This is a genomic window from Tessaracoccus sp. OH4464_COT-324 (assembly GCF_003932855.1).
Lineage (GTDB): Bacteria > Actinomycetota > Actinomycetes > Propionibacteriales > Propionibacteriaceae > Arachnia.
The window spans coordinates 58501-83775 of the sequence record NZ_RQYZ01000010.1 but is presented as its reverse complement, the minus strand read 5'-3'; the positions used below and the strand labels follow the sequence as shown (position 1 = coordinate 83775).

21 protein-coding genes are annotated in these 25275 nt (G+C 66.0%); 13 read left to right on the top strand and 8 right to left on the bottom strand.

Translation table 11 applies throughout. The features are described 5' to 3' along the window. Positions 1-211 precede the first annotated feature (211 nt). Entirely contained in the window at positions 212-967 is a 756-nt protein-coding gene (locus EII42_RS07335; RefSeq protein ID WP_125171468.1) for an SDR family oxidoreductase, read from the bottom strand. A gap of 94 nt (positions 968-1061) precedes the next feature. On the opposite strand from EII42_RS07335, the gene EII42_RS07330 reads away from it, so the two are divergent. Then, positions 1062-2465 (top strand): mycothione reductase, encoded by a 1404-nt coding sequence (locus tag EII42_RS07330; protein WP_125171467.1) that lies wholly within the window; start codon positions 1062-1064, stop codon positions 2463-2465. Next, complete coding sequence (locus EII42_RS07325) at positions 2458-3636, top strand: glycoside hydrolase family 3 N-terminal domain-containing protein (RefSeq protein ID WP_125171466.1); 1179 nt, start codon at positions 2458-2460, stop codon at positions 3634-3636. Before EII42_RS07330 ends, EII42_RS07325 begins: the two co-directional genes overlap by 8 nt. 51 nt (positions 3637-3687) lie before the next feature. Here the strand turns inward: EII42_RS07325 and EII42_RS07320 are convergent, their stop codons facing one another. Both EII42_RS07320 and EII42_RS07315 read right to left on the bottom strand, forming a co-directional pair. Further along, positions 3688-4554 (bottom strand): NUDIX hydrolase, encoded by an 867-nt coding sequence (locus EII42_RS07320; RefSeq protein WP_125171465.1) that lies wholly within the window; start codon positions 4552-4554, stop codon positions 3688-3690. Continuing rightward, positions 4551-6629 carry an RNA degradosome polyphosphate kinase gene (locus EII42_RS07315; RefSeq protein WP_125171464.1) on the bottom strand — a complete coding sequence of 693 codons (2079 nt, stop codon included), beginning with the start codon at positions 6627-6629 and terminating at the stop codon, positions 4551-4553. Before EII42_RS07315 ends, EII42_RS07320 begins: the two co-directional genes overlap by 4 nt. On the opposite strand from EII42_RS07315, the gene EII42_RS07310 reads away from it, so the two are divergent. The 4 genes from EII42_RS07310 (at position 6628) to ppk2 (ending at position 10254) form a co-directional block, all read left to right on the top strand. Further along, positions 6628-7500 carry a hypothetical protein gene (locus EII42_RS07310; protein ID WP_125171463.1) on the top strand — a complete coding sequence of 291 codons (873 nt, stop codon included), beginning with the start codon at positions 6628-6630 and terminating at the stop codon, positions 7498-7500. The two genes, EII42_RS07315 and EII42_RS07310, sit on opposite strands and share 2 nt — an antisense overlap. 137 nt (positions 7501-7637) lie before the next feature. After that, positions 7638-8138, top strand: a complete 501-nt coding sequence (locus EII42_RS07305; RefSeq protein WP_125171462.1) for an FABP family protein — start codon at positions 7638-7640, stop codon at positions 8136-8138. Beyond that, on the top strand, positions 8138-9046 hold the full coding sequence (locus EII42_RS07300) for a folate-binding protein YgfZ (protein WP_125171461.1): 909 nt from the start codon (positions 8138-8140) through the stop codon (positions 9044-9046). The genes EII42_RS07305 and EII42_RS07300 overlap by 1 nt, the downstream gene beginning before the upstream one ends. A gap of 293 nt (positions 9047-9339) precedes the next feature. Continuing rightward, a complete protein-coding gene (gene ppk2, locus EII42_RS07295; RefSeq protein WP_125171460.1) occupies positions 9340-10254 on the top strand; it encodes a polyphosphate kinase 2 in 915 nt (304 codons plus the stop codon). A gap of 76 nt (positions 10255-10330) precedes the next feature. On the opposite strand, the gene EII42_RS07290 is transcribed toward ppk2, so the two are convergent. After that, positions 10331-13690, bottom strand: coding sequence for a proline dehydrogenase family protein (locus tag EII42_RS07290; protein WP_125171459.1), 3360 nt, complete (start codon positions 13688-13690; stop codon positions 10331-10333). 56 nt (positions 13691-13746) lie between these two features. Here EII42_RS07290 and EII42_RS07285 point away from each other — a divergent pair, with 56 nt between their 5' ends. From EII42_RS07285 to EII42_RS07275, 3 genes are all read left to right on the top strand, one after another. After that, the gene (locus tag EII42_RS07285) at positions 13747-14622 is read left to right on the top strand and encodes a rhodanese-related sulfurtransferase (RefSeq protein WP_125171458.1); all 876 of its coding nucleotides are present in this window, start codon (positions 13747-13749) and stop codon (positions 14620-14622) included. 164 nt (positions 14623-14786) lie between these two features. Next, a complete protein-coding gene (locus EII42_RS07280; protein WP_233558310.1) occupies positions 14787-18203 on the top strand; it encodes an alpha-L-fucosidase in 3417 nt (1138 codons plus the stop codon). Between the two features lie 102 nt (positions 18204-18305). Beyond that, positions 18306-19139, top strand: a complete 834-nt coding sequence (locus tag EII42_RS07275; protein ID WP_125171456.1) for a tryptophan-rich sensory protein — start codon at positions 18306-18308, stop codon at positions 19137-19139. A 1-nt stretch (position 19140) separates the two neighbouring features. On the opposite strand, the gene EII42_RS07270 is transcribed toward EII42_RS07275, so the two are convergent. Then, positions 19141-19776 carry a SatD family protein gene (locus EII42_RS07270; RefSeq protein ID WP_125171455.1) on the bottom strand — a complete coding sequence of 212 codons (636 nt, stop codon included), beginning with the start codon at positions 19774-19776 and terminating at the stop codon, positions 19141-19143. 27 nt (positions 19777-19803) lie between these two features. Between EII42_RS07270 and EII42_RS07265 the strand changes: the two genes are divergently transcribed. Then, on the top strand, positions 19804-20187 hold the full coding sequence (locus tag EII42_RS07265) for a hypothetical protein (protein WP_125171454.1): 384 nt from the start codon (positions 19804-19806) through the stop codon (positions 20185-20187). Then, positions 20184-20789: a metal-dependent phosphohydrolase gene (locus EII42_RS07260; RefSeq protein WP_125171453.1), complete on the top strand. Its 606-nt coding sequence runs from the start codon at positions 20184-20186 to the stop codon at positions 20787-20789. Before EII42_RS07265 ends, EII42_RS07260 begins: the two co-directional genes overlap by 4 nt. 56 nt (positions 20790-20845) lie before the next feature. Here the strand turns inward: EII42_RS07260 and typA are convergent, their stop codons facing one another. Further along, the gene (gene typA, locus EII42_RS07255) at positions 20846-22708 is read right to left on the bottom strand and encodes a translational GTPase TypA (protein ID WP_125171452.1); all 1863 of its coding nucleotides are present in this window, start codon (positions 22706-22708) and stop codon (positions 20846-20848) included. Positions 22709-22881: 173 nt separating this feature from the next. Here typA and EII42_RS07250 point away from each other — a divergent pair, with 173 nt between their 5' ends. After that, positions 22882-23445, top strand: a complete 564-nt coding sequence (locus tag EII42_RS07250; RefSeq protein ID WP_125171451.1) for a DUF2975 domain-containing protein — start codon at positions 22882-22884, stop codon at positions 23443-23445. 1 nt (position 23446) lies between these two features. Next, on the top strand, positions 23447-23677 hold the full coding sequence (locus EII42_RS07245; RefSeq protein WP_199729826.1) for a helix-turn-helix transcriptional regulator: 231 nt from the start codon (positions 23447-23449) through the stop codon (positions 23675-23677). Between the two features lie 242 nt (positions 23678-23919). Here EII42_RS07245 and EII42_RS07240 read toward each other — a convergent pair whose 3' ends face one another. Then, positions 23920-24810: a patatin family protein gene (locus EII42_RS07240; protein WP_125171450.1), complete on the bottom strand. Its 891-nt coding sequence runs from the start codon at positions 24808-24810 to the stop codon at positions 23920-23922. Continuing rightward, entirely contained in the window at positions 24807-25238 is a 432-nt protein-coding gene (locus EII42_RS07235; protein ID WP_125171449.1) for a DUF3151 domain-containing protein, read from the bottom strand. The genes EII42_RS07240 and EII42_RS07235 overlap by 4 nt, the downstream gene beginning before the upstream one ends. Positions 25239-25275: the final 37 nt, after the last annotated feature.

Sequence of the window (25275 nt, the reverse complement as noted above, 5' to 3'; positions counted from 1 at the left end):
GCGTTCGCGATCACCTTCGCCGGACGGTTCGAGAGAACCACTCACTGATGAAAACCGCCGGACCCCACACACCGAATTTCGGACAGACCCAGCCGTCACCGTGGTGCTCGCGGTGCTGGCAGGGGTGGTGTGGTGGCGCCCCGCACATACGCCGGTTACCTGACAATCCACGGCCGCCCGAGTACTAGAGGTTCGGCCTAAGCGAAGCGTCCTAGGTGTGGTGCAGGATACGTCGGGCCACCTTGGCGGAGAGCCGTACCGGAGCAAAGCGGTTAGTGAAGGTGAGCAGGTAGTTGCCCGCGCCGTCAACGACGAAGGGCTGGTGACGTTTCAGCCCGGTGAACGCGCTGGCCACCACCTGCTCGGGCCTGCGCCGCGTGCGCAGGATGTCGCCCATGTTGTCGAAGAAAGCGGTGTCGGTGGGGCCGGGGCACACGGCCAGGGCGCGCACCCCCGTAGGATGCAGTTCCTCCCAGAGCGCGACGGTGAAGCTCAGCACGTAAGCCTTGGTCGCGGCGTAGACCGCCATCTCGGGCACCGGCTGGAAAGCGGCGGTGCTGGCCACATTGATGATCGCTCCCCGGCCTCGCCGCACCATCGCGGGTGCGACGGCGTGGCTGAGCTCGGTGAGCGCCGCCACGTTGAGGCTGACCTGTCGCGCCAGGCTCGTGCCGTCCAGCTCGGCGAAGCGGCCAGCGGTGCCGAAGCCTGCATTGTTGACGAGGGTGTGCACATCAAGCTCGCGCAACTCTTCCGCCAATTCCGCGCCGCCGTCGGCGGCCAGATCCAGAGACCGCACCCGCACATCGACCGCGTACTGCCCGCGCAGCTCTTCAGCCAGCTCCGCCAGCCGGGTGCCGTTGCGCGCCGCCAGCAGCACATCGGAGCCCCGTCTGGCCAGTTCGCGCGCAAAGCAGGCGCCAATCCCGGAGGATGCGCCAGTGATCACAGCCCACTGAGAAGTCATGTCCGACACACTACCCGGCAACACCGCTCGCCGATCCCGTGCCCGGCGAGCGGGGCGGAACCCAATCGTCAGCGGCAGATGGCAGGATGGGGGAATGCAGCATTTCGATATCGCAGTCATCGGGTCGGGCTCTGGCAATTCGCTGATCGACGACCGGTTCGCCGACCGCAAGGTAGCGCTGATCGAGCGACACAGCGTGTTCGGCGGAACCTGCCTGAACCGAGGCTGCATTCCCACGAAAATGTACGTCTACCCCTCGGATCTGCTCAGCGGTCACGAAGAAGCGGAGAAGCTCGGGCTCAGCCTCACGCCCGGGCGCGCCGACTGGCCCGCCATCCGGGAACGCATCTTCGGTCGGCTCGACTCCCTTTCAGAAAGCGGGCTGCGCTGGCGCCAGGACAGTGAAAACGTGACCGTTTTCCAGGGCGAAGCCTCCTTCGTGGACCCGCATACACTCTCCGTCGGCGATGAATTGATCACCGCCGACCAGATCGTGCTGGCGACGGGTTCACGGCCACGCATGATCGAGGCCCCGATCGCAACTGAGGTGGAGCAGCGGATACACACCTCCGACACCGTCATGCGGATCAATGAACTGCCGGAGCGGATGGTGATTCTGGGCGGCGGATACATCGCCATGGAGTTCGCGCACATCTTCACCTCGCTGGGCGTGGACGTCACCATCGTGCACCGCTCCGACGTGCTGCTGCGCGGCCACGATGAGGCCGTGTCGGCGCGGGTGGCGGAGCAGATGCGTGAACGCGTCAAACTGCGGTTCAACCAGCAGGTTTCCTGCATTGAGGAGGGGCCCGCCGACGATATCGCGGTGATCACCGCCGACAGCAACGGCGTCGAGTACGAGTACCTGACCGACCTGGTGCTCGTCGCGATCGGCAGGCAGCGAAACTACGAGGCCCTCAACCTCGACGCGGCGGGCGTCGCCTACGCCCCCGACGGCCAGGTGCGCGTCGACGCGACCCAGCGCACCTCCCAGCCGCACATCTGGGCGCTGGGCGACATCTCGTCGGACTACCTGCTCAAGCACGTGGCAAACCACGAGATGCGCGTCGTGCAACACAACCTGCTGGGCGGCGAACCTATCGAATCGGATCACCGCTACGTGCCCGCCGCGGTGTTCACCAAACCTCAGGTGGCCTGCGTGGGCGCCACCGAGCAGCAGCTGCGGGACTGGGGGGTGAGCTACGTCGCGAAGGTGCAGGAGTACGCCGGCGTGGCCCACGGCTGGGCGATGGAGAGCCAAGGACACTTCGTCAAGCTCCTGGCAGACCCCGTCAACTGGTACCTGCTGGGCGCGCACATCGTCGGGCCGCAGGCGGCGACGCTGATCCAGCCGCTGATCCAGGCGATGTCCTTCGGGCTCACCGTGCCCGAAATGGCTCGCGGGCAGTACTGGATTCATCCGGCGCTACCGGAAGTCGTGGAGAACGCGCTGCTTGGGTTGCTGCAGCAGCAGCCATCAGGTGATCCCGGTGCGTAAGCTCTTGGCGGGGGTGGCGTTGACGCTCGCGGTCGCGGCGTGCGCACCCGATCCGGTGGCGCGCTACTCCGACGGTCAGCAGCTCGGCGAGCCGCAGCCAATGACCGACGCCTGCGCCGTGCGGGCGTCGGCGCTGTCTCCCGAGGACGTCGTCGGGCAACTGCTGATGGTGGGCGTGGATACTGCCGGCCTGGACTCGACAACGGCCGACGCGGTACGGGCGGCGCGGGCCGGTTCCGTGGTCCTGCTGGGCAGGAGCGATGTCCCGGCTAGCCAGATCCGCGCCCTGACGGCCCAGCTCTCGACCTTGGGTTCGGCGGGCTTGCCGCTCACCGTGGCAGCAGATCAGGAAGGCGGGCAGGTGCAGCGGTTGCGTGGGCCCGGGTTCACGCGGATGCCGTCGGCGGTGGCGCAGGGTGGGATGGATCCGGCGGCGCTGCGCGCCCAGGCAAAGGTCTGGGGCACGGAGCTGCGCGAGCACGGGGTGCAACTCAACCTGGCGCCCACCGCGGACGTGGTGCCGGAGGAAGCCGTGGGCACCAACGCGCCCATCGGCCGGCTGGAGCGGCACTATTCCTCCGACCCGGCCCGGGCGGGGGCGGCTGTTGCCAGCTTCGTCGAGGGGATGCGTGAAGCCGGGGTGGGTACCACTTTGAAGCATTTCCCGGGGCTGGGCCGGGCCACCGGAAACACCGACCACGAGCCGGCCAGCGACGCCGTGACGGTGCGCGGCGACGCTTATTGGGGGCCGTTCGTCGAGGGCATCTCCGCGGGAGCTTCGGCGGTGATGGTGTCGTCGGCGGTGTTCGAACGAATCGACCCCGGCTCGCCCGCGGTGTTCAGCAGACGGGTGATCACGGGCATGCTGCGCGACGATCTGGGCTTCTCCGGCCTGGTGATCGCCGACGATCTGGGCGCAGCCAAGGCGGTGGCGGATCTGCCGCCTGGCGAGCGGGCCGTGCGGTTCGTGCGTGCCGGGGGCGACCTGATCATCACAGCCGACGCCAAGCTTGCGCGCGACATGGCCGATGCGCTGCTCGCCCAACGCTCCGACCCGGAGATGGCCGAGTTGATCACCCAGGCGGCCGCGCGTGTTCTGCGGATGAAGGAAAGCCTGGGGCAGCTGAACTGCTCAGCCGGGGTACAGCCAACCAGCCGCCCAAGCGGCTAAAAGGCGAGGCTCCCTTGGCCGTCTTCTCGGGCAGCTACTCCGTGCGCTCGCTCACACGGTTGGCTTGTGGGTCTCCACGGAAACGTTGCGGCCAGACTTGTCGCGGTGCACCACGGTCACCTCGCCAACCAGCATCGGCGCCGGGGGCAGGCTCAGACCGGCCCGCATCGCGGGAAGCACGGGCCGATGCCCGCACAGCGCAGTCGGCTTCTTCAACCCCGCCGCCAGGCGACGGACGCGCTCCTCAACCTCCGCCTGCCGGGTTGTGCCCTCCTCCTCAGTGAACAGGTCGAAGGTATCGATGTCGATCATCGCGTGGGCGGCGTAAGGAGCGAGGGTTTCCATGCAGCGCACCGCGGGCGAACTCGCCAGACGCGCGGCGCGGTAGGCCTCCAACAGCGGCACCAGCTGGCCGGCCTGCCGCCTGCCGCGCCCGGTGAGGCGGCGACGCTGGTCGCGGCCCGTCCAGTCCTTGCGCAGCATCGCCTTCGCGTGCCGCACCAGCAGCACGGCGACGGTGTCGGGCAGGGCGAGCGCCTCATCGAGGATGCGCACCTCGCTGGGGTAGGTGAGCAGCCGGTGGGCCTCGTCGATGCTGAGCCAGCGCACCTCATCCACTTCGCGATCCGGCTCGCGGTAGTGGCTGGCCACGACGCTAGCCCGCCAGTAGTCGACCTGCTTCGTTCTCCGCCCGACGCCGTAGCTCAGGCTGCTCAGCCGGACATCTAGCCGGGCCAGCACTCCAGTCTCCTCGCGCACCTCCCGCACCGCGGTCACGGGGCGGGCCTCGTCAGGATAGGCCTTGCCCTTGGGCAGGGACCAGTCGTCGTAGCGCTGCCGGTGGATCGTCAACACCTCCCTGCGGTCGCCCCGATTGCGCAGCACCACCGCCCCGGCCGCGCGCACCTTCGGGCTCATCGACTCCTCCGCCGGCTGAACGCCTCGATGAGCTGGGCCTGCAGGTCGGCCAGCGGCTGGCCGGAATCGTCGACGAAGCAGCGCCGCCAGGTGGTGTCCTCCAACGCCCAGTGGACCGTGTCGGGTGCGAAAGCCTGGTCGAATAGCTCGGTGATCTGGTTGATGTGGCGGCGGTTGGAGAGGCTGACGATCACTTCAACGCGTCGATCCAGGTTGCGGTGCATCAGATCTGATGAGCCGATGCCCACCTTCGGCTGACCACCGTTGGCGAACCAGTAGATGCGGGAGTGCTCCAGGAAACGGCCCAGGATGGAACGAACCCGAATGTTCTCGCTGAGTCCTGCGACACCCGGCCGGATGGTGCAGATGCCGCGCACCCACAGATCCACAGGCACGCCCGCCGCCGACGCCCGATACAGTGCATCGGTGATGGCTTCGTCCACCACCGAGTTGACCTTGATCCGCACCCCGGCGGGCAAACCCGCGGCCTTGTTCGCGATCTCGTGCTCGATCAGCTTCAGCAGGCCGGCCCGGATGCCGTGCGGGGCGACGAGCATGCGCCGGTAGTTGCGTTCCTGGGTGATGCCCGACAGGTGGTTGAACAGGCGCGCCACGTCGTCGGCGATGATCGGGTTGCTGGTGAGCAGCCCCAAATCCTCGTAGATGCGCGCGGTCTTCGGGTTGTAGTTACCGGTGCCAATGTGGCAGTAGCGGCGCAGGCCGTCGCTTTCGTCGCGCACCACCAGCGAGAGCTTGCAATGCGTCTTCAGGCCCACCATGCCGTAGACGACGTGCACACCCGCCCGCTCCAGCTTTCGGGCCCAGCCGATGTTGTTCTGCTCGTCGAAGCGTGCCTTGATCTCGACGATGGCCAGCACCTGCTTGCCGGCCTGCGCGGCCTCGATCAGCGCGTCCACGATGGGGGAGTCTCCGGAGGTGCGGTAAAGGGTCTGCTTGATGGCCAGCACGTGCGGGTCGGCGGCAGCCTGCTCAATGAAACGCTGCACGCTGGTGGCGAACGAGTCGTAGGGGTGCTGGACGAGTACGTCGCGGCGCTTCAACGCGCGGAACAGGTCGGCAGGGGAGGCGGTCTCGGCCTCCGCCAGGTCCGGGTGCGTGGTGGGCAGGAAGTTGGGGTATTTCAGATCCTCCCGCTTGGAACTCTCCAACTGGAACAGACCCCGCAAGTCCAGGGGGGCGGGCAGCCGGAATACCTCCCGGTCACTGACGTCCACCTCCTGCTGGAGCATCGTGAGCATCGCATCGTCGATGTCGTCTTCCACCTCCAGCCTGACGGGTGGGCGGCCGACCTTGCGGCGCAGGAGCTCTTGCTCCAGCGCGGTCAGCAGGTTCTCCGCGTCGTCTTCCTCCACCTCGATGTCCTCGTTGCGCGTCACCCGGAAGGTGGTGTGCGACAGCACGTGCATCCCGGTGAACAGCTGATTCAGGTGGCGAGCGATGATCTCCTCCATCGGCAGGTAGCGTCCCTCGCCCACCTGCATAAAACGGGGCAGCAGGCTGGGCACCTTGATCCGCGCGAACTGTCGCGCGCCAGTCGACGGGTTGCGCAACGACACCGCGAGGTTCAGCGACAGGCCCGAAATGTACGGGAAGGGGTGCGACGAATCCACCGCCAGCGGCGTCAGGATGGGGTAGATGCGATCCGAAAACACCGTGCGCATCTGGTCCTTCTCGTTGGCGGATAGCTGGTCCCAGCGCAGGATCTCGATGCCGTGCTCGGCCAGCTGAGGGCGCACGTCGGAAAAGACCCGCGTCTGCTCCTCCACCAGCTCGTGGATCCTTTCCAACAGTCGCCCGTAGAGTTCCGTGGGCAGGATTCCCGACGCGCTCGGCTGCGCGACCCCGGCGTCGATGCGGCGCTTCAGGCCGGCCACGCGCACCATGAAGAACTCGTCGAGATTGCTGGAGAAGATGGCGAGGAACTTCGCCCGCTCGATCAGCGGAACCCGGAGTTCGTCGGCGGCCTGGTCAAGCACCCGCCGATTGAAATCCAGCCAGGACAGCTCCCGGTCGTGGTAGCGGCCATCGGGCAGCGGCTGCTCGGCAATACTCATGACTCCTCCGGTGCTTGCGGGTGCGGCGTGGCTGATCGCGACCGCCTGCGCCGACGTCGGTGCAGGCGCTCAGGTGGGTCAATCCTACTGGGCTGCTCCCGGAGCCTCTACGATGGAGCGCGTGGAGTTGCAAGTACCTGACGAGCTCTACCGGGAAGGGCAGGAGGAGGCGGCTGCCGACGAGGCCCAGCTGCCGGAGTCGCCGGCGGCTCAGGCGAGCCCGGAGGTGGCGGGCCGGGGCGCGGAGGGCGCGCAGCCCAAGTTAATCCCACTCCACATGGCCGCTGTTTTGGTGCTGTTGATGCTGGTGGTCGGTTACGTCTCCGGTGGCCTGCTGCTTAGCGCACCCGGCCGGGGGACGACCCCCACGCCGTCGCCCGGGTTTTCGGCGGTGAAGCTGCCGCGGCCGTCAACGGATTCTTCGCTAGCCGTTTACGACGGCGCTACCCGCACCATTTTGCCCTATCGGGTCACTAGCACCTGTGAGGACTCCAACCCGGAGGCGCTGGCTGACTACAGCCTGGCTACGGTCTGGCGCTGCTCGGGCCGCGGGGAGGGTGACGTGCTGCGCTTCCAGCTGGGCAACGAACAGGATCTGGTGGGGCTCAGGCTGGCCAGCGGAAACCTCTACGACCCCCACGAGACCGACGAACAGCGTCAGCTGCTGACCGTTCGGTGGCGTTTCTCCGACGGCTCCTGGTTCGATCAGAGCATGACCGGCAAGCCCAGCAGCTTCCAGGAAGTGCTGTTTCCTACCATCACGGCGAGCTCGGTCGAATTGGAGATTGTGGCTACCACCGACCCGTCGTCCGCCAGGGGCCGGTTCGACGCAATCAGCATCGGCCAGGTCGAGTTTCTCGGGCGCAGGTAGCGCGCTTGTAGACTGGCCCACATGGCCGCGATCCTGCCTTGGGTAATCATTGTCGCCACCGTGTTGATCGGCGTGGTGGCCCTGGCCACCTTGGTGCGACTCCTGATCAATCTCGTGGCCCAGATGAGGAGCTTGAAATGAACATCGAGATCGAGGTGCCCGAGGGCTTGGACCCGAAGCTGACCGCGCTCGGATGGCTGGTCGGGAGCTGGGAGGGCGAAGGCAACGGCACCGATCATGAGGGCAACGACTTCCGCTTCGAGCAGCGCATCCAGTTCTGGCCCGGTGGCGGAGGATACCTCTACTACTTGGCGCAGGCCTTCCAACTCGTTGACGGCAAACCCGGTGACCTGATCGAGATGGAGACCGGTTTCTGGACCCCGAAACCGGACGCCACGCTTGAGGTGAGCCTCACCAACTCCAACGGCTGGACCGAGGTGCTGGTGGGGAAAATCCAGGTCACCCGGATCGACTTGAACACCGACGCGGTCGTGCGAACCTCCGGGGCAGTGATCGAGCACACCGCCGGCCAGCGGCTCTACGGCAAGGTGGAGGGAGACCTGATGTACGCCCTGGACCGGGCCACGAGCAGCCACGAACTCCGTCCGCACATGTGGGCCCGGCTGAGGCGCGTGTGATGATCCTGGAAGAGGGCATCGACGCCGGCCTCACCTGGCACTACGGCAGCCCGGTGGCCGAGGCTCGCACGATGGCGGCAGGCGGGGGCATCGTTGCACTGACCAACCGCGACGTCGTCGAGATCTCGGGCGACGATCGGCTCACCCTGTTGCAGTTAATCAGTTCGGCGCGCTTCGATGCGCTGGCGCCGGGCGAGACGGTCACCGCGCTCATTCTGGACGCGCAGGGGCATATCGCGCACGCTTTCACGGGCGTCGACGACGGTGCGCGCCTCGTGGCATGGACGGAGCCCGGCGGGGGCGAGCCGCTCGTCGCGCACCTGATGAGGATGCGGTTCGCGATGCGGGTTGAGGCGCGCGTGCTGGAACGGAGACTGTACTGGGTGGGTGAGCAGATGGAGTTGCGGGGAGTGTCCTGCGCCTGCGCCCTCGGCGGTCGGTGGCTCGTCACGGAATCGGAGTTGGCGGCGGACGTCGGCACCTGGGCCTGGGAGGCTGCGCGGATCGCCGGGGGGATCCCGCGCATCGGAGTCGATACCGACGCCCGCACGATCCCAAACGAGATCGGACTGTACGGGACCGTGCTGGATAAGGGCTGCTATCCCGGGCAGGAGACCGTGGCGAAGGTGTTCAACCTGGGGCGGCCGCCGCGCCGGCTGGTGCGGTTGCACCTGGACGGTTCGATGGTGACGCTGCCCGAGGTTGGCGGCGACCTGTGGCTGGGGGAGCGGAAGGTAGGCTTTGTGGGTGCGTCGGCGCTGCACCATGAACTCGGCCCCATAGCGCTAGGCCTGGTCAAGCGTGCCGTAGCGGTGGACGCCGAGTTGACGGTGGCAGGCATCCCGGCGGCGCAGGAGCCGCTGGTGGACCCCAACGTGGGCTTGCACGTGCGGCCCACGCTGGGCTGAGGCACGGCAGGAGGGCGCCCACCAACTCGGAATCCCGGGGTTTGGGGCTCTACGACGGGCAGCTTCCCGGCGGGATGTACGGCTATGTCCCTGAGCTGGCTTTTGGCCATCCTCCGGTCTCTGCTGGCAAGCCCGAGAGATCGAAGACGCCGACCCCACAGAACTACGGGGCCGGCGGGTCGGGGCGTCTTCGTGGCAGGCAATGGCCCGGGCGGGACCGCAGGCCGAGCAGTCCCGCTGTTCTTTTTTCGGCAAAGGGTGTGCGGTTGGCTGGGGCGTGCCAGAGTAAGGGCATGAGCCAGCAGAGTCTTCGGGAATACATCGACAAGTTGCGGGCCGACGGGTACACCGTCGCCGACGTGCACGGCGAGGATCCGTACCTGATCGACCCGATGGGCGCTGCCGTGGAGACGTGGCGGGACCGCTATCCCTACGACGAACTCCTCGACCGGCGCAGCTACGAGGCGGAGAAGCGCAAGCTGCAGATCGAGTTGCTGAAGTTCCAGTACTCCGCCCAGGACAACGGCACGAAGCACATCATCATCTTTGAGGGGCGCGACGCAGCGGGCAAGGGCGGTGCCATCAAGCGTTTCACCGAGCATCTGAACCCGCGGACCGCGCGGGTGGTAGCGCTCAATAAGCCCACTGAGCGGGAGCGCGGCCAGTGGTATTTCCAGCGCTACGTGGAGCATCTTCCCACCGCTGGCGAGATCGTGCTGTTCGACCGCTCCTGGTATAACCGGGCGGGCGTCGAGCGCGTCATGGGTTTCTGCACTGACGAGGAATACCGCACCTTCATCCGCCAGGCTCCGCTGTTCGAGGAGATGCTGATCGAGTCCGGGATCACGGTCACCAAGTTGTGGTTCTCGGTGACGCAGCGCGAGCAGCGGACCCGCTTCGCGATCCGCCAGATCGACCCAGTGCGCAGGTGGAAGCTCTCGCCTATGGACCTGGAGTCGCTGGGCCGCTGGGACGACTACACCGACGCTAAGAGTGCGATGCTCAAGCACACCGACACCACCGTCGCTCCCTGGTATCGGATCAAATCCAATGACAAGAAGCGTGCTCGGCTGAACGCCATGCGTCTGTTTCTCGACCTGCACGACTACGACGGAAAAGACCCGGAGGCGATTCCGCCCACCGATCCGCTGATCGTGACCAGGGGGCGCCGGAACCACATGGAAAAGCGCCCGGCCCAGCCGGAGTAGCGGGGCCGGGCCCGTCGGATCGCGAGGCCCGTTCGCCCGGCCAGGCGCGCCGTGGCCAGCGCGACTTTCGCTGCCCTTAGACGGTGAGGTTGACGAATCTAGGATCGGGGTTACCGTAGCGGTGTGCCGTCACGCTGACCGCCTGCTCGCGCAGGAACGGCAGCATCTCCAGGCGACCCGACGCGGTGACAGGCTGGTCGTAGACCGCCACCTTCGGGTCACCTGCGAGCAGTCGCCTCAACTGCGGATCGGAGCCCACCAACCGGATGCGGCGCACCTGGTCCAGGTCGAAGCGCGGTTCCAGCGCCCGGGGCTGGGCGAGGCGCTCATGGAATTCCCGATCATCCTCGACGATGTACTCCACGATCGCCGGGAACTGCTCCTCGGGGCGGTCGAGTGGGATGTTGCTGGACAGCCGGATTCGCGATCCGGTGCGCACCGCTGCGCTTAGCACTCGCTGGAGTTCGACGTGGCGGGCGTTGTCCGCCACGCGCACCAGCACCTCTGAGGTTGGGCGGTAGCGGAACACGTTGCGCTCCACCCCGAGCGCGGAGACGTCGCGTGACAGCCCGAGTTCGGACTCCCATACCAACAGGTCGTCATCCTGGGCCGCGCGCAGGAAGGCGCCGTCGCTGGGATACTCGACCGCCTCCCAGTCGACGAGCGTGGCCAGGTAGTTTGGGCCGCCGGCCTTCGCGCCGGGGCCGACCTGCGAGAGTTTCCAGCCGCCGAACGGCTGGCGTCGAACGATGGCTCCGGTGATCCCGCGGCCCACGTACAGGTTGCCGGCCTCGACGCGCTCACACCAGGTGGCTACCTGGTCGGCGTCCAGCGAGTGGATGCCTGCCGTGAGGCCGTAGTCTGTGCCGTTTTGCACCGCGATGGCCTCATCCAGCGTCTCGACGGCGATCAGCGACAGGTGCGGGCCAAAGAACTCGGTACGGTGGGTGTACGAGCCGGGTACCACGCCCACGCGGATTCCGGGGCGCCAGAGGCGGCCCGTGTCGTCGAGCCGCTTCGGCTGCAGCAGCCAGCGTTCGCCGACCTCCAGGGTGGTCAGCGCGCGCTCCAGTTTGCCGGCAGCAGGCTCGATGATGGGGCCGACGTGCACGCGGGCATCGTCGGGATAGCCGACGCACAGCGTCTCTACGGCATCCACCAGCTGGCGCAGGAAACGCTCGGAACGACCCACGGAACCCACCAGGATGCCCAGCGAGGCGGCCGAACACTTCTGTCCGGCGTGCATGAAGGCGCTCCGGGCTAGGTCGTTGGCGGCTAGGTCGAGGTCGGCGTCGGGGGTGACGATGATACCGTTCTTGCCGCTGGTCTCGCCCACCAGGGTGAGTTCAGGCCGCCACGACAGGAACAGCCCGGCGGTCTCGGACGAGCCGGTGAAGATCAGGCGCCCTACCCGCTCGTCTGTGATCAGCGCCCTGGCCTGATCTCCCTCGCCGAGCGGGGCGAAATGCAACACGTCGCGAGGCACGCCCGCTGCCCAGAGCGCCTCGACGAGCACGGCTGCTGTGCGGGCGGACTGTGGGGCGGGCTTGATGACCACCGACGAGCCGGTGGCCAGCGCAGCGACGACGCCGCCGCAGGGGATAGCGCACGGGAAGTTCCAGGGGGGGACGACGAGGGTGACGCCCACCGGCATGGGCCGGGCGCCGACGATGTCCTCCAGGGACAGCGCGGAGTCCGCGTAGTAGCGGCAGAAGTCGATGGCCTCGGACACCTCGACATCACCCTCGACGATGGTCTTGCCGGTTTCGTGGGCCATCACCTCGATCAGCTCGCCGCGGCGGCGGGCCAGCTCGTCAGCGGCCGCGTACAGCACGTCACGACGCCCTTCGGCCCCCCGATCGGCCCAGGCGGGTTGGGCGGCGAGTGCGGCGGTCAGCATCGGCTCCACGCCGTTGACGGCCGAGTGTTCAACCAGCTCGGCGCCGAGCGTGCAGCCCGGGACGCGCTCGATGATCGCCGCCGCCCACTGCCGGTTGGCGGCGAGGGATGGGTCGGTGTCGGGCTCGTTGCAGAAGTTTTCCGGCTGGGGACGGCCGACGTCGGCTAGGCGGTCCTGGCGGCGGTTCGCGACGGGGTCACCCGCCGCATCGTCGGCTGCCATCAGCTCCAGGGAGGCGCGGAAGCGGCCCTCCTCTCGGGCGAATACGGCAGGGTCGCTGAGCTCGAACATGCCGGACATGAAGTTCTCGCCCGAGCCGTTCTCCTCCAGGCGTCGGATGAGGTATGCGACGGCCGCGTTGAAGTCGGCCGGCTTCACGACGGGCGTGTACAGCACGACGCGGGGCAGGTCCAGGCGAATCGCGTCGAGGTGTTCCTCGGCCATGCCGAGCAGCATCTCGACGTCGAGTGCCTCGGCGGTGCCGTGCGCATTGGCGAGTTCGATGGTGTAGGCGAGGTCGAACAGGTTGTGGCCCGCGACGCCGATGCGGACCGCGGCAGCGTTCTGCGGTTCGAGTGCGCGGCGCAGAACGCGCTTGTAGTTGGCGTCGCTCAGGGCCTTGGAGTTCCAAGTGGTCAGCGGCCAGCCGTGCAGCGCGGCGTCTACTCTCTCCATCGCCAGGTTGGCGCCCTTCACGATCCGGATCTTGATCCTCGCGCCGCCATCGGCGACTCGCCGCCGGGCGAAGTCGGCTAGGCGGCGGTAGGCGTCGAGAGCGTCGGGCAGGTAGGTCTGCAGCACGATCCCGGCGTGGAGCTGGTGGAACTCTGGGCGGCTCAGTACGCCCATGAAGACCGCGAGCGTCAGATCGAGGTCGCGATATTCCTCCATATCCAGGTTGATGAACTTTCCGTGCTCTGCGGCGATGCGATACAGGGGGATGAGCCGCTCGATCACTTCTTCGACGGTTTGGTCGAATGCCCACATGTTCAGCTGGGGTGCGACAGAGGAGACCTTGATGGAGACGTAGTCGACGTCCGCTCGGCTGAGCAGGGTTTCCGTGCCGGCCAGCCGGTGGTCGGCTTCCTGGCGGCCGAGGACGGCCTCGCCGAGCAGGTTCACGTTCAGCGTCACCCCGGTTTCGCGCAGGCGGCGCAGGTGTTTGGTGAGCTTGTGCTCCGTGGCGTCGATGACGAGGTGGCTCACCATCTGGCGCATGGCAGCCTTCGCTGCGGGCACTACGACGGCGGGTGCCACTCGGGCAGCGATTCCGCCGGCGCGCACGCCGAGGCGTAGGTGGTTCTCCAGGAATCGGGGGGCCTTGCCGCTCAGCCGGGCGAACTCTTTGGCGCTGACGCGGCCGTCCTCCGGCCGGATGACGCGGTCCACGAAGTCGATGGCGAACTGTAGCCCGTCTCGGTCCTGCAGCAGCGCGGCTAGTCGCTGAGCCGACTTGTCACGTTGTTTCTTGGGGCGGGCCAGCCAGCGCTTCACCCGGGATACTGCGGCATCGGTTAGGACATCCTCGTCAAGCATGAGCCCATGCTAGCGGTGGCCCGGCTGGGCTCAGCGAAAGGTGCGAGAATGACCGCATGGAGAAAGTGATTCTGTTCTACAAGTTCACTCCACTGCGGGATCCCGAGGCGGTTCGGTTGTGGCAGCACGCTTTGGCGGAGGCGCTGGGGCTGACGGGCAGGATCATCGTTTCCGAGCACGGGATCAACGGAACTTTGGGCGGTGAACTTGGGTCGTTGAAGCGTTATGTCCGCAAATTTAAAGAGTACCCGGGGTTTAAGGGCACCGAGTTCAAGTGGTCCGTGGGTTGTGCCGATGACTTCCCGAGACTGAGCGTCAAACACCGCAGGGAAATCGTCACGTTCGGGGTGCCCGACGAGGTGCGGGTTGGTCCCGACGGTGTGGTCGGTGGTGGGATACACCTCAAGCCGGAGGAGGTTAACCAACTCGTCGTGGAGCATCCGGAGACGGTGTTCTTCGACGGGCGCAACGCATACGAGGCTGCGGTCGGCAGGTTCAGGAATGCCGTCGTGCCCGACGTGGCCACCACGCGTGATTTCATTGGTGAGCTCGACTCGGGTAAATATGACCACCTGAAGGGTCAGCCGGTGGTCACCTACTGCACGGGCGGGATCCGCTGCGAGGTGCTCAGCGCGCTGATGCGCAATCGGGGCTTTGAGCAGGTCTATCAGATCGACGGCGGGATCGTGCGCTACGGCGAGGCGTTCGGTAACTCCGGTCTTTGGGAGGGGGCACTCTACGTTTTCGATCGTCGCAAGGTCATCGACTTCGGCCCGGACACCAAGGTGCTCGGGGAGTGTCCCAGCTGCTCCAACTCGACGAACTGGGTGAGCGACTGCGCCGACATCGCGTGCAAGGCCCAGCTGGTGGGTTGCCCGGAGTGCGAAGTTTTTTGCGCGGAGCATTCGGCGCCCACTACGCACGATAGTTAATCCTTCAAGGAAGTTTTGAAGGGTTTTCTCAATTCGGCTGTGGGCTCCGGCAGCCAGTGTTAACGTTCACTCAGATGCCGGGCACGAAGGAGTACCCGGCCGCACGAGTTGACAGGGAAGTCATGAGAAGACGATTTCTAGGACTAATCGTTTCGGTGGCTCTGATGTTGGCGATGGTAGCCACGCCAGCCAGGGCCGTGCTGAACACAGGTGAGGTGGATCTCGACGAGGTGAAGGGAGTCCCCGCCGTCGTCCCGCACAGCGACTCCGAGCGCATCGCGAACTGGCAGAAACTGCAGTTCGGCCTGTTCATGCACTGGGGTGTGTACTCGATGTTCGCGGGCAGCTACAACGGCACCCCGCAGGGCATCGGCTATCCCGAGCAGATCAAAGCCTGGATGAAGATCCCCGATGACGTCTATCTTCAGGAAGCGGCGAAGATGACTGCGGAGAAGTGGGACGCGGGCCACGTGTGCCGCACCGCCAAAAACGCAGGTATGAACTACGTCATGATCACCACGAAGCACCACGACGGCTTCGCGATGTGGGATACCAAGACCACGGACTACAACGTCGTCAAGAAGACTGCCTTCGGCAAGGATCCCTTGAAGCAATTGCAGCAGGAGTGTGCCAAGGTGGACGTCAAACTGGCGTTCTACTTCTCGATCATCGACTGGACCAAGCACGAGGCCGAGCCCTACCGAAACCTCAACCCAATCCCCGAGTCGATGATGCCCTACATCCTGGCGCAGATCGACGAGTTGATGACCGGTTACGGGCCAATCGCGGAGTTCTGGTTCGACATGGGCGCGCCCACCGCCGACCAGTCGGCACGAATGGCTGACCGGGTCAGGCAACATCAGCCGGATGTCACGGTCGTGAACTCCCGTGTGTGGAACGATAAGGGGGACTTCGAGGTGGGCGGCGACAACGCGGTACCGCGCGACTTCCGCATCGGCCCGTGGGAGTCAATCCTTTCGATTTTCCCGGCCTGCTGGAGCTACTGCAACACCTCTAAGGCTAACCGCTCGGAGGAATCCCTGGAGCGCAAGACGATCTCGGCAATCGATGGCCTGGTGACAGTTGTCTCTGGCGGCGGCCAGTTCGCCTACAATGTCGGCCCCAAGGGCGATGGTTCCTTCGACCCGTACGATCAGCGGGTCCTGGATAACATCGGAGAATGGATGAAGCGGCACCCCAAGGCGATTTCCGGTGCCCAGGCCACCTGGTTCCCCGTCCCGGAATGGGGACGGATCACCGCCAACGACAATGCACTGTACTTCTTCGTGCCGAAGAGCACTTGGAGTGGCGGCCGAAAGGTGAGCCTGGCCGGACTGGCCAACAAGGTTCGTTCGGTCGCCATCGACGGTGGCAAAGCTCTCGAATTCACACAGACCGGTGCAGAATTGAGCGTCACCCTCGACGGTGATGCGCCCGACTCCTTCATGAACGTGATCAAGGTGGAACTCGACGGAACACCCCGGATGGTCCCGCAACAGACCGTCCGGCTGGTCAAGGGGTCGGGGGTCATCGAGGGCAGCGACCTGTTGAGCAGGAATGGGGCAAAGCGCTATCCCGTAGCGGTGGACTCTTACGTTCTCGGTGACAGTGACAAGGCCGTCGACAGCGTTCAGCTGACATTCACGGCCAGTGGGCTCGCTCCGGAAACGAAGTACCGGGTCTGGTTTGGCGACAACTCGGTGGAGGTCACCGGACAGGAGCTGCTGGACGGTTCCGTTGGCGAAGGATTCAAGCTGGAGCCGAATCAGGTGGCGCGCATTCGACTGGAGTTGGCTAAGCCCGTCTACTACGCCACTCCGCTGGGCGTTCGGGTGAGTAAGGTCGAGGTCTCGGCCGAGAGCGCAGAGGATAGCGCGCCGGAATTCGTGGTGCAGCCGATGAGCCAGTCGGTCGTCGAGGGCGCGGAAGTGGAGTTCAGGGCTAGGGCGGTTGGTCGGCCTGCTCCCACTTACCAGTGGTATCGAGTATCGGCTGGCAAGGAGCGCAAGCTTGAGGGGGAGACATCCCCCACGCTCAGCTTCGAGGCCCAGCTGTCTGACAATGAGGCAAGGTACTTCGTGGTGGCAACAAACGCGCTCGGTGAACAGCGTTCTGAATCTGCTCTGCTCACTGTGCGTGAGGCAGCTGCAAACCTGGCTCTCAACAAGCCCTCACGGCAGATCTCGACCGGCTGGGGTGGCCTTGCGAGCCGGGCAAACGACGGAAACACCGACGGGGTGTGGGATAACCAGTCTGTGAGCCACACCGCTCATGCCACTGATCCCTGGTGGGAGGTTGATCTCGGCAAGTCGTACGACCTCACGGAGGTCAACGTCTGGAACCGGTCCAACCTGGACAGGTGTGGCGCGGAGAGCTGCGATCAACGACTGAAGGATTTCGTCCTCCTGGTCTCGGAGAAGCCATTCCCTGAGGTTCCGCTCTCGCAGCAGATGGTCAACCCCGACGTGCAGGCCGTTCAAGTTCCGGGAGTAGCCGGCTACCCGAGCGTGGTGCAGATGGCAGGCAAGAAGGGTCGCTACCTGCGGGTCGTGCTGCCGGGAACCTCCAAGCAGCTCGCCCTGGCGGAGGTGGAGGTTTTCGGGAAGAAGCCGAGTTCCGCGCCGGAGATCAGCGAGTTGGAGATCAGCGGAGAGCCGGCCGAAGACATCAAACCCATCACCAGCGATCGGCCTGCTGTTCAGGTGAAACTGGGGGCCACCTTGCGCTTGGCGGTTGAGGCCGCGGGCACACCGGCTCCCGAGATCACGTGGCAGCGAAACACCGGAGACTGGACGCAGGAGGGCGCCAACTGGGTGGATCTGGAGGCCAAGGGGCCGGAGTTCACGCTGGAAGTTGCTGCCGAGCACAACCAGTGGGTAGTGCGAGCGGTTGCCGTTAACGAGGCCGGGGAAGCCGCCACGGATCCCCTGAGCATCGTCGTGGTCTCGGAGCCGAGTTTCACCGCTCAGCCGAAGCCCATCGAGGTGAAGGAGGGCGAGCAGGCTGCCTTTGAAGTGGCGGTCGACGGTTTGCCCACGCCCGGTGTGGAGTGGCTCCGAGCGCTGCCGAAGGCCGATACGGAAGGTGCGGCCGACGTCGCTCCGCTCGACGATGACCCGATTTGGGAGAGTGTCGGCGAGGGACTGAAGCTAGAGTTCACGGCCACGAAGGAGTTGAATGGGGCGCTGTTCAAGGCCGTGGCTACCAACCCGTCGGGGAGTATTGCGACTGAGCCGGTGATGCTCCGGGTAATTGCCGATACCCCTGTCCCGGACCCGACGCCGAGCCCAGACCCGGCTCCTGTCCCGGATCCGACGCCGAGCCCAGACCCGGCCCCTGTCCCGGATCCGACGCCGAGCCCAGATCCGGCTCCTGTCCCGGATCCGACGCCGAGCCCAGACCCGGCCCCTGTCCCGGATCCGACGCCGAGCCCAGACCCGGCCCCTGTCCCGGATCCGACGCCGAGCCCAGACCCGACGCCCCGGCCTGGACCGAGTAAGCCGGCTCCGAGCCAGCCGGCTCCGAGCAAGCCGGCTCCGAGCAAGCCGGCCAAGCCGAAGCTGCCGCGTACCGGAGTCTGATAGCGATCGAGCGAGTGTGGGGCATGCCGTTGGCGTGCCCCACACTCGTCTTTTCCCGCCAGGCGGGGGACAATCGGTTATGCTCGGCCAAAGGAGGTAGTTATGTCCACAACCTCGAGTTCGGCGAGCGCCGGCGGGTGGCGTTGGTTTGCCCTCGTGGCAGTGGCGGTTACCATCGCCCTGAACGCCGCAGCCAACATCTTCTCCCTGGGCGGAAACACCACCGGCGAGGTGTCCGCGGCGTATCCCACGCTGTTCACTCCTGCAGGACACACGTTCTTCATCTGGACAGTGATCTACTTGGGGCTGGCGCTCTACGCCTGGTATCAACTGCCCGGAAGGAACACTCAGCTTGACGCTGGACATCTCGACCGGCTGGCGGCGCTCGTTGTGGCCTCCTGTGTGGCCAACTGCGCGTGGATCCTGAGCTGGCACTTCCGGCTCATCGGGCTGAGTTTCGTCGCCATCGTCTGCCTGTGGGTCTGCCTGCTGCTGATAGCGAGGCTGTGTCGAACGCAGTTCGCCGCCCGGGAGCGCAGCCGGGCAGACTATGTCGCGACCCGTCTGCCCTTCATGATCTACCTGGGATGGATCACCGTTGCCGTCTTGGCGAACCTCCTAGCGTGGTTGGTGAGCCTGCGCTTCGGCTGGGCAATCTTTGGGGAGGTTGGCTGGCTCTATGCCGCGTTGTTCGTGGGTAGCGCGCTGGGCGGCGCTCTCGCCTGGCGGCTCCGAGAAGCCTCTATCGCGCTCGTCCTGGTTTGGGCGCTGGCGGGCATCCTGACCCGCCATCTGTCGGCGAGCGGCTTCAACGGAGCCTATCCTGCGGTGGTGGCCGTGCTGGTCGGGCTGATCTGCCTGGCATGCGGCGTAGCAGTGCACACGGGGATCAGGCAGTTCCGCTTCGGGCTGCGCGACGGGCGCCCCGTCGGGTGAACTAGCCCAGCAGGAACAGGCTCTCGATCGCGGCCGCCAGCGGGCGCAGCGCGTTGGTGGCGACCCGCTGCGAGTTCGCAGAGGGAGAGATCCCCAGCCGGTGGGCTACGTCGGCGTTGGATTCCCCGGCCAGCAGCCCGTATAGGCTCTCGGTCGCTCCGGGGCTCAACCGCGCGAGCTGTGCGTCGGCGAGCTGGGACAGCGGCCCAACCAGCGGGTTGGCGACAGTTCGGGCATCATCGATGGCGGTTCGCACCCCCCGGTAACCGGGCTGCGCTGCCAACCACTCGGCGCGCTCGATGGCGCCGCGTGCCCGAACCCAGGCGCTGCCGTCCTGAATGCCCCGCGGGCCGTCAATGATGCGCACCGTCCCGCCGCCGAGCCCGAAGCGCAACTCCACCGATGAATGGGCGCGCAGGCTGAAGATCGCCCGGAAGGCTTGCCCCATCGTCGGGTAGACACCTTGCAACTCGTCGCCCACCGTCACACGTAGTGGGTCCAACTGCGCTACGTTGTCATTGGTCAGCCGGATGGCGTGCAGCAGTTCAGCGTGCGCCTTGGCTCGATCAACGGTGCGGGAGCCGACGATATCGGCCAGCAGCGCCACGGATGAAGTAAAAGACTTAATATCTGACATATTCAGATATTACCTTAAGGGGGCTGGGTGGAGTTGATCCTGAAAGGCGTGACGATCACGGTGCTTGCGCTGGTGGCCGTCTCCGGAAACGGCGTGGTCCGAGCGGTGCTCAGGCGTGCGGATCCGCCCAGGCCCAAGGCCGACCCGACCCTGATACAGGTGCAGGACAAACTGCCCGGGGGACGCTGGATCGGGGTGTTGGAACGGTTGGCCGTCTACGCGAGCCTCATGACGGGCTTCCCAGGGGGGATCGCGGTGGTGCTCGGGCTCAAGGGTCTCGGGCGGTATCCGGAGCTTCGGTCAGGCAACGACCCAAGGCTCGGCGAGCTATTCATCATCGGCACCTTCGTCAGCTTTCTGTGGGCCGCAGCTTGCGCGGGAGCGGCACACGGGGTGAACCGACTGTGGTGACTGCGGGTTTGCCAGAGCATATTCAGGACGAGTTGCTCCGCAGGTGGCGTGAGCCGCATCGTCGCTACCACGGTCACGGTCACCTGGCCCACGGGCTCATGACGCTGGCTGAGTTGGGCGCCAGCCGCTTGGAACTGATCGCCTTCTGGTGTCACGATGCCGTGCATACCAACACCAGCCCCGACGACGAGATGGCCTCGGCCCGCGTGGCCCGTAGGCTGCTGACCGGCGTGCTGACCCCGGGCGAGCTCGACGAGGTGGTCCGGCTGATCCTGCTCACCGCGACCCACGACCCCGCCCCCGGCGATGACGCGGGAGCCAGGCTGAGCGACGCGGACATGCGCGCGCTGGCCCGCGACTGGAAGACCTATCGCTCCGCCTCGCGGGCCATTCGCGACGAGCTACCGCAACTGAGCGACGAGGAGTTCCGCGCCGGCCGGGTCCGGTTCCTCGCGGGCCTACTCGATCAGGAATACATCTTTCACACGGGCCACGGCCGCACCCACTGGGAGGCCCCGGCTAGAGAGAACCTGCGCCGTGAGCTGGCTGAGTTGCGCGGAGAGGATGGTAGCGGGACCGGGTGCACGAGCCAGGATGGGTGAGGATCCAGGCCTCCCCGCCGGGCTTCCGCCGCCAGGTGGGACTTTCGAAGCGATTCCTAGGCCTTTTTTGCCCGGTTGCGGATCTTGGAGCGCTCGTTCGCGCTGAGCACCACCTTGCGGATGCGGACGATGTCGGGAGTCACCTCCAAGCACTCGTCGCCTGCGCAGAACTCCAACGCCTGCTCCATCGACATCACCCTCGCGGGAACCAGACGTTCGAGCTCCTCGCCGGTGGAGGAGCGGACGTTGGTGAGCTTCTTCTCCTTGGTGGGGTTCACGTCCATGTCCTCGGCGCGCGGATTTTCACCGACGATCATTCCCTCATACACCTCGGCGCCGGGGGAGACGAACATGGTGCCGCGTTCTTGCAGGTTGAACAGTGCGTAGGAGGTGACGACGCCGGAGCGGTCGGCCACGAGGGAGCCTGTCGGGCGCGTGCGGAAGTCGCCCGCCCATGGCTCGTAGCCCTCGGCCACGTGGTGCATGATGCCGGTGCCCCGCGTCTCCGTGAGGAACTCCGTGCGGAAGCCGATCAGGCCGCGCGCGGGCACGAGGAACTCGACCCGCACCCAGCCGGTGCCGTGGTTAACCATCGTCGCCATGCGTCCGCGCCTGAGGCCCATGAGCTGGGTCACCGTGCCCAGGAACTCCTCGGGGACATCAACTGTGAGTCGCTCGATCGGTTCGTGCAGCGTGCCGTCGATCATCTTGGTCACCACCTGGGGCTTGCCAACGGTGAGTTCGAACGACTCGCGGCGCATCATCTCGACGAGGATCGCCAGTTGCAGCTCGCCGCGGCCCTGAACCTCCCACGTGTCGGGGCGGTCGGTGCCGTGCACCCGGATCGAGACGTTGCCCACTAGCTCCTGATCCAAGCGCGCCTTCACGAGACGAGCGGTCAGGTTCTTTCCGGATTTGCCAGCCAAGGGGGAGGTGTTGATGCCGATCGTCATGGAGATCGAGGGCTCATCGACGTGGATGAGCGGCAGGGGCAGTGGGTTGTCAGGGTCGGAGATGGTCTCGCCGATCATGATGTCCGGGATACCGGCGATGGCGACGATGTCGCCCGGGCCGGCCGCCTCGGCTGGCTTGCGCTCCAGGGCCTCGGTCATCAGCAGCTCGGTCAACTTGACTGTCTGCACGCTGCCGTCGACGCGGCACCAGGCCACCTGCTGTCCGCGGCGCAGTTCGCCGCCCACGACGCGCAGCAGCGCGAGCCTGCCGAGGTAAGGCGAAGCGTCGAGGTTCGTGACGTGAGCCTGCAGCGTCGCGCCCTCCTCGTAGGAGGGGGCGGGGATGTGTTTGAAGAGTGCGTCGAACAGCGGCTGGAGTGTGTCGGAGTCGGGCATCTGACCGTCTTCGGGTTGGCTGAGCGACGCTCGGCCGGCTTTCGCAGATGCGTAGACGATGGGGAAGTCGAGCAGGTCGGCTGCGTCGTCATCAATAAGATCCATGAAGAGCTCGTAGGTCTCCTCGACGACCGCGCTGATCCGGGCGTCGGCGCGATCAACCTTGTTCACCACGACGATGATCGGCAGCTGTTTGGCGAGCGCCTTGCGCAGCACGAAACGGGTCTGGGGGAGCGGCCCCTCGGAGGCATCGACGAGCAGCAGCACACCGTCGACCATCTCCAGGCCACGTTCCACCTCGCCGCCGAAGTCGGCGTGTCCGGGGGTGTCGATGATGTTGATGACGGCTTCGGTGCCGTCCGGCCGTCGGTGCCTGACCGCAGTGTTCTTCGCGAGGATGGTGATGCCCTTCTCGCGTTCGAGGTCCATCGAGTCCATCACTCGGGTGTCGATGTCCGCGCCCTCGCGGAAGGCGCCGGACTGCCACAGCATCGAGTCCACCAGCGTGGTTTTCCCGTGGTCAACGTGGGCGATGATTGCGACGTTGCGCAGGTCGTCGCGTTTAGGCATGGGAGCTCCTCTTCGGTTCTGGGCCGCAGAAAGTTTACGCGCGTGCCCATTGATCGTCCTAGTCGGCGCTCTCCGCGCGGGCGAGCAGGAGCACGGCATATCGAAAAACGTTGCATACATCGAAAATCGATGCTATCGTTTCTCGATATAGGGCTTCGAGTGAAGGAGTGACCATGAAAGAACTGAAGGACAGCAGATTCGCCGCGATCGTCTGCATACTGGTGGGCCTGACCGTCGCGGCCTGGCAGATCGTCGTCCCTGCTAGCCGGCTCGTACGCGGACAACCGCTCAACTGGCTGGTGCCCATCAAGCACACCACAGATCGACTGGCCTGGCCGGCCGCATACGTCGATGTGGCTCAGCTCCCCGGCTCCCTGCCGGTCTGGGTGCTCGCCCGCGGCGTGCTGCTCACCGCGTTGGCCGTCGGCGCGCTCTACTGCCTAACCAGGGTGCTCATCGACGTGGCAAGCGGCAGACCGTTCGGGAAACGCAACGCGCTGTGGCTGCGGATATCTGCGGCACTGACGTTCGCGACCTGCCTGGTGCCGCTGTTCGCCGACGGCTTCCTGCACGCCGCTGTGCTGCGCGGACTCGACCCGTCGTCGGAGATCCTCTGGGCCAAGCAATTCGGCAGCCTGGAAGCCTTTCTGCTGGGCATCGCACTGCTGCTAGCCGGGATGGCCGACGCCTTCGCGCGCGGCCGGGAGATCCAGGAAGACACCGAGGGGTTGATCTGAGATGGCCGAGGAAATGCACCGCGTCACCTGCCGCCTCGACGAGTTGCTGGAGCGACACGGGCTCACTTTGGCCGCGCTGGCTGAGCAGGTGGGCGTTACCCCAGTTAACCTGTCCATCCTCAAGAACCAGCGGGCCCGAGCAATCCGCTTCACCACCCTGACAGCCCTGTGCGATGCGCTGGACTGCCAACCAGGCGACCTATTCGTCGTGGAGCGCCAGGCTGACGACTGAAACTAGTTGAAATCCTGGCGATTCTCGGCCACCGGCCCGACGTGCCGAAAGACGCGACCCACGCGACACATCGGGGCGAATGACGTTACGAAAATCCTGCCCGGAGCGCCCTCGCTCCGGGCAGGATGAGGTAGGCGGCTCAACACCTGCCTCCTGCGCTGGGGAAACAGGCCAAGACGTATGAGGGACGGAGAACCGCCCGATCCGGTGTGTGGCGCCCGACTTGACTACCGAAACAGGTCCTAAGCCGACGCCTGCAACCCCGCAAACTCGCGGACCCTGGCCAACTCCCGACGCCCCTGGGCCAGCCCCAGGTCGAACATTTCCGCCAGCCGCGTGACGTCGCGCTCGGAATTGTCGATCGGCATCCGGTCGGGGAAGATCAGCAGCGCAGCCCCCGCAGTTTCGAGCGCCAACAACTCCTCGCGGGAACGGTTGTAGTTGGCGCTGCGGGCCAGCAAGCCATCCGCTACCGCCGGAAACCGTCTGAGCAGCGCCCGCATCGCGCGTGGAGCCCGCTGTGGGCCCTTTACGTAGCCCCGTGGCCTCGTCGCCACGACGATGAACCGCCGAAACCCGGCGGCGCGGGCCGCGTCGTGGGCAAAGCCCCCCGTCGGACCCAGCGCCCCATCACAGTAAAATTCGCCATCCACTTCGGCCCACGGCATGAGCAGCGGCATCGTCGACGACGCTCGCACCCGTTTCATCAGGTCCGGCAGCCCCCGCACGTCGTCGCGCTGCCAGTACACCATCTCCCCGTCCGCGCAGCGAACGGCGCCAATGGCGAACGCCGTCGGGTTGCTGGTGAAAGCTTCGAAGTCGTAGGGTAGCGGCTGATCCGGCGCCGCAGTCCGCTCATAGATGTACTCAGCGTTGAAGAGCCCGCGGCCCCTCAGCCAAGACCCAAAACCACCGAAGTTCGGATCGGCCGCGAACTCCACGAATGACCTGCGGGTGCGCACCAAGTCTCGAACCAAATAGTTTGCGGTACAGCTCGACCCCGCAGAGATACCGCCCACCCAGCCGGCAAAGACCCCGCCCTCCACCAGCGCGGACAACACCCCGGAGGAGAACGACGCCCGCATACCGCCGCCCTCGAAAACCAGAGCGACATCGGGCGCATTGACAATCATCCAGCAAGCTCCCGGAACGCGGTCTCGGATGAGTCACGCAGGAACTGCGCGCAGCGCTGCTGCTCCCCGGTTTCGCCGATCCGGCCAGCGGCGACGCTGAGCGCCCACAACGCCCGTAGGAAACCCCGGTTGGGGACGTGCTCCCACGGTACGTGGCCCGAACCGCGCCAGCCATTACGGCGCAGCGCGTCCAAACCGCGGTGGTAGCCGGTGCGGGCGAAAGCGTAGGCACTGATCGAATTGGGCAGGGAGTCCTCGCGCAGCGAAGCTTCCGCCAGCAGAGCCCACAGCAGACACGACTGCGGGTACTTGGCCACCAAGGAGAGGAAACCATCCTTGCCGGAGTCCCGGACTTCCTGAGCGGCCGGATCCTCAGGCAGCTCTATACGCTGCTGAGCGGCGAGCAAGTTGCGGTGCGTCTCAGTCATGCCCTATAGCCTAGCCCGGGCACGACTGAGACGCTTT

Bases quoted from the DNA above. Each gene is read 5' to 3' on its own strand.
- EII42_RS07335 (WP_125171468.1), bottom strand. From the start codon at position 967: ATGACTTCTCAGTGGGCTGTGATCACTGGCGCATCCTCCGGGATTGGC.
- EII42_RS07330 (WP_125171467.1), top strand. From the start codon at position 1,062: ATGCAGCATTTCGATATCGCAGTCATCGGGTCGGGCTCTGGCAATTCG.
- EII42_RS07320 (WP_125171465.1), bottom strand. From the start codon at position 4,554: ATGAGCCCGAAGGTGCGCGCGGCCGGGGCGGTGGTGCTGCGCAATCGG.
- EII42_RS07310 (WP_125171463.1), top strand. From the start codon at position 6,628: ATGACTCCTCCGGTGCTTGCGGGTGCGGCGTGGCTGATCGCGACCGCC.
- EII42_RS07315 (WP_125171464.1), bottom strand. From the start codon at position 6,629: ATGAGTATTGCCGAGCAGCCGCTGCCCGATGGCCGCTACCACGACCGG.
- EII42_RS07305 (WP_125171462.1), top strand. From the start codon at position 7,638: ATGAACATCGAGATCGAGGTGCCCGAGGGCTTGGACCCGAAGCTGACC.
- EII42_RS07300 (WP_125171461.1), top strand. From the start codon at position 8,138: ATGATCCTGGAAGAGGGCATCGACGCCGGCCTCACCTGGCACTACGGC.
- ppk2 (WP_125171460.1), top strand. From the start codon at position 9,340: ATGAGCCAGCAGAGTCTTCGGGAATACATCGACAAGTTGCGGGCCGAC.
- EII42_RS07290 (WP_125171459.1), bottom strand. From the start codon at position 13,690: ATGCTTGACGAGGATGTCCTAACCGATGCCGCAGTATCCCGGGTGAAG.
- EII42_RS07285 (WP_125171458.1), top strand. From the start codon at position 13,747: ATGGAGAAAGTGATTCTGTTCTACAAGTTCACTCCACTGCGGGATCCC.
- EII42_RS07280 (WP_233558310.1), top strand. From the start codon at position 14,787: ATGTTGGCGATGGTAGCCACGCCAGCCAGGGCCGTGCTGAACACAGGT.
- EII42_RS07275 (WP_125171456.1), top strand. From the start codon at position 18,306: ATGTCCACAACCTCGAGTTCGGCGAGCGCCGGCGGGTGGCGTTGGTTT.
- EII42_RS07270 (WP_125171455.1), bottom strand. From the start codon at position 19,776: ATGTCAGATATTAAGTCTTTTACTTCATCCGTGGCGCTGCTGGCCGAT.
- typA (WP_125171452.1), bottom strand. From the start codon at position 22,708: ATGCCTAAACGCGACGACCTGCGCAACGTCGCAATCATCGCCCACGTT.
- EII42_RS07250 (WP_125171451.1), top strand. From the start codon at position 22,882: ATGAAAGAACTGAAGGACAGCAGATTCGCCGCGATCGTCTGCATACTG.
- EII42_RS07245 (WP_199729826.1), top strand. From the start codon at position 23,447: ATGGCCGAGGAAATGCACCGCGTCACCTGCCGCCTCGACGAGTTGCTG.
- EII42_RS07240 (WP_125171450.1), bottom strand. From the start codon at position 24,810: ATGATTGTCAATGCGCCCGATGTCGCTCTGGTTTTCGAGGGCGGCGGT.
- EII42_RS07235 (WP_125171449.1), bottom strand. From the start codon at position 25,238: ATGACTGAGACGCACCGCAACTTGCTCGCCGCTCAGCAGCGTATAGAG.